Origin of the sequence: Thalassospira sp. UBA1131 (genome assembly GCF_002311515.1) — a bacterium.
Lineage (GTDB): Bacteria > Pseudomonadota > Alphaproteobacteria > Rhodospirillales > Thalassospiraceae > Thalassospira.
In genome coordinates, this window is the sequence record NZ_DCAO01000109.1 from 1 (window position 1) to 3723 (window position 3723).

A 3723-nucleotide genomic window follows, 5' to 3' on the forward strand; every position below is an offset into this window, starting at 1 on the left:
GAACCGTCGTGGTGAAAAGGCAGCACCGTTTATGGGCCGCTATCTGCGTCAGCATGAACTGGTGCCGGACCTGATATGGTGTTCGACGGCAGCGCGTGCGGTGCAGACGCTTGGTCTGTTGGGGCGGGATTTCGCAACCGATGCCGATGTGATCTATAACGAAGATCTGTATATGGCCAGCGAGCGGGTATTGCTTGAAAACCTGCATCACACCCATGAAGACGCCAAGCATGTGATGTTTATCGGCCACAATCCGGGGATCGAGATTTTCGCCCAGTCGCTTTATGGCGGTGGCAATATTGAGGCCCGCGAGATCATGGCGCGCAAATATCCGACCTGCGGGCTTGCGCATTTCGAGTTCGATGTTGATCACTGGGGTGAAATCACACCGGGCAGCGGACGGCTGATCGACTTTATCAAGGTCAAGGATCTTCAGGCGATCAAGATCAGCGCGGAATGATTTGCTGATCTGCGTTGACTGATGTGCGTTAGCTGGTCTGCGTTACTGGCACTTGACGAAGGGCCTGTCTGCGCGTTTTATACCGCTGAAATTTTGAGATACCACGCCCGTCGGGCAGGGGAACATCACACATAAGCGCCATGAATCACTGGTTGGCGGGCATGTTGTGGTGCGTTTTTTGTTTGACAGCGCGGGTCTGGCATGCACCTTTGCGGCCAAATTTGCGGCCCAAAATACAAAGCAACCTGGAATGACAATGCATCCTTTTCGCTCTCATAACTGTAATGCGCTGCGCGCGACTGACGCCGATGCGGAAGTTCGCCTGTCTGGCTGGATTCACCGTAAACGTGACCACGGCAACCTTCTGTTCGTTGACCTGCGCGACCATTACGGCATCACCCAGGTCGTGATCGATATTTCGAGCCCGCTGTTCGAGACGCTTGATAAAGCGCGCGCCGAAAGCGTGATCACGGTCGATGGCAAGGTTGTCAAACGTACCGCCGAGACCATCAACCCCAACTTGCCGACCGGCGAGATCGAAGTTTATGCATCGAACATCGAAGTTCAGTCTTCGGCCGAAGTTCTGCCGATGCCGGTGTTTGGCGATGTCGAGTACGGCGAAGAAGTTCGCCTGCGGCACCGTTATCTCGATCTGCGTCGCGAGAGTGTTCACAAGAACATCGTTCTGCGTTCGCAGGTGATTTCGGCCATGCGTCAGAAAATGACCGCGCAGGGCTTCCTTGAAATCCAGACGCCGATCCTGACCGCGAGCTCGCCGGAAGGTGCACGTGACTTCCTGGTGCCGTCGCGTATGCATCCGGGCAAGTTTTATGCCCTGCCGCAAGCACCGCAGCAGTTCAAGCAGCTGCTGATGGTTTCGGGCTTTGACAAGTATTTCCAGATTGCACCGTGCTTCCGCGATGAAGACGCACGTGCCGACCGTTCGCCGGGCGAGTTTTACCAGCTCGACTTCGAGATGGCCTTTGCCACCCAGGATGACGTGTTTGCCGCAATCGAGCCGGTTCTGCATGACATATTTGTCGAGTTCGGCGGTGGTCGTGATGTGACCCCGTATCCGTTCCCGCGCATTCCGTTTGATGAATCGATGGCGAAATACGGATCCGACAAGCCGGACCTGCGTAACCCGCTGATCATTTCAGACGTCACCGAGCCGTTCCGCGGATCGAGCTTTGGCATCTTTGCATCGAACATCGAAAAAGGTTCGGTTGTTCGTGCGATCCCGGCAACCGGTGCCGCATCGCGCCCGCGCAGCTTCTTTGACAAGCTCAATAACTGGGCACGTGATGAAGGTGCGGCTGGTCTTGGTTACATCGTTTACGGTGAAGACGGCGAAGCAAAAGGCCCGATTGCCAAGAACCTTGATGCCGATCGTATCGCACAGATCAAGGAAATCACCGGTGTTGCCAATGGCGATGCGGTGTTCTTTGCCTGTGACAAGGAACTGGCCGCGGCCAAGTTCGCCGGTAAGGTCCGTGACAAGGTTTGTGACGAGCTGGAACTGCGCGAAGAGGGCATGTTCAAGTTCTGCTGGATCGTTGACTTCCCGATGTATGAGGAAGACGACGACGGCAAGATCGAATTCAGCCACAACCCGTTCTCGATGCCCCAAGGTGGTCTGGACGCGTTGGAAAACATGAACCCGCTTGATATCAAGGCGTGGCAGTATGACATCGTTTGTAACGGTATCGAGCTGTCATCGGGTGCCATTCGTAACCATCGCCCGGACATCATGTACAAGGCGTTCGAGATTGCCGGTTATGGCAAGGACGTTGTCGATGACCGCTTTGGCGGCATGATAAACGCGTTCAAATTCGGCGCCCCGCCGCACGGTGGTTCGGCCCCGGGTGTTGACCGTATCGTCATGTTGCTGGCCGATGAGCCGAACATTCGCGAAGTCATTGCCTTCCCGCTGAACCAGCAGGCGCAGGATCTGATGATGAATGCGCCGGCAGAAGTCGATGACAGGCAGCTTAAAGAACTGCACCTGCGTGTGCAGCTGCCGCCGAAAGCGAAAAAAGACTGATGTGTGTTATGACTGAGGAGAGATTTTATCTCTCCTCAGCTTTTTGTGCACTTGTATCGGAAGACGCCGAGTTTTTTTTGGGAATCAGCAGTGCTATCTTGAGGGTAGCCGAAGTAAACAAATGATACGTTGCATTGAGTATCGCCAAAGAAATCATTTGTTATCGTCTGTCCACTAAATAGATAGTTTACTTTTTCTCCCAACCCGGTGTGTGGCAAACTGTTTGCCAGTTTCACTATCTCCCATCCTGTAAACACTAAATGATGCTCCTGGAAAAATGGTATGCATCTCTCCTTCCCGGAGTAGAACCTCACCTGAGGAATTTTTCTCAAATTGTAAATTTCTTATTTCATCAATTAGTTTTGAGTTTTCTTTTTTCTCTTTAAATAATGCGCTCTCAAGATATTGATTTTTTTGTGATATCTCGCTCATTTTCTCTGATGAAATCTGAGAATAGAGCTTGTTTCTTTCAGATTCGAAATGCTGTCCGGCTAGGAAAGAAACGCTAATTATCCCTAATAACTGCCATAATTTATTGATGGTATCGAGCATTCCGTTAGTCCCTGAGGGAGTTCAAGCCGAATTTGTAAAGCTCACGTGAAGCTATGTGAGCAAAATGAATATATCCTTACCTAATATTAACCGGCATAGGGCCACTGTAGCGGAGGAAAAGAAAATTCGATCCTTCGGGGGATGGCCTGTTGAGAAAAATTCTTGTGGTGGCGGCACCTTTGGCGCTTGGCGCGTGCGGTGGTCCGATTGAGTTGACGGTGGCAAAGCTTGCCGGTGATTTGATCAGCTATGTGTCGACCGGCAAAAGCACAACCGACCATGCGGTTTCTTTCGTTGCCGAGCGCGATTGCGCGCTGCATCGCCCGCTTTTGGAACAGACCATCTGCAAGGACGACGAAACCATTCTGGCCGAAGAGGCCGCAGCCCTTGCCGTGATGGGCGAGCCTGAAATCAAACAGGAACTGCGCGTTGCCCGCCCGGAAATCTATGCGGTGAATGCCCCGGCAGAGGATTGGTCACGGCCAAGTGCGACGGCGCTTAAATCCAACGCGATTGTCACCACCAATTTGCCGCCACTGACCCCGAAAAAGACACCCGATGATGCAGTTGAGGTTGCCTCTGCACGTGATCAGATCGAAGTCGAAGACGTTGCCGTTGATCGCAGTGACCTTGGCCCGATCGACCCGCAGGTCGAGGCGGATGCCGC

General features: G+C 53.0%; 3 protein-coding genes and 1 pseudogene. 3 read left to right on the forward strand and 1 reads right to left on the reverse strand.

Annotated features, from left to right (window positions below; genetic code table 11):
• Window positions 1-460 (forward strand): SixA phosphatase family protein (locus B3Z49_RS17760; protein WP_296993271.1); only part of this gene is annotated, 460 nt, incomplete at its 5' end.
• Window positions 461-716: 256 nt separating this feature from the next.
• Window positions 717-2504: an aspartate--tRNA ligase gene (gene aspS / locus B3Z49_RS17765; protein ID WP_064790209.1), complete on the forward strand. Its 1788-nt coding sequence runs from the start codon at window positions 717-719 to the stop codon at window positions 2502-2504.
• A gap of 174 nt (window positions 2505-2678) precedes the next feature.
• Here the strand turns inward: aspS and B3Z49_RS17770 are convergent, their stop codons facing one another.
• Window positions 2679-3056, reverse strand: coding sequence for a hypothetical protein (locus B3Z49_RS17770; RefSeq protein ID WP_296993273.1), 378 nt, complete (start codon window positions 3054-3056; stop codon window positions 2679-2681).
• A 149-nt stretch (window positions 3057-3205) separates the two neighbouring features.
• Between B3Z49_RS17770 and B3Z49_RS17775 the strand changes: the two are divergent.
• Window positions 3206-3723: pseudogene (locus tag B3Z49_RS17775) on the forward strand (SPOR domain-containing protein); the annotation flags it as partial.

Excerpts from the sequence above, each read along its gene's own strand:
- aspS (WP_064790209.1), top strand. The coding sequence starts at position 717 with ATGCATCCTTTTCGCTCTCATAACTGTAATGCGCTGCGCGCGACTGAC.
- B3Z49_RS17770 (WP_296993273.1), bottom strand. The coding sequence starts at position 3,056 with ATGCTCGATACCATCAATAAATTATGGCAGTTATTAGGGATAATTAGC.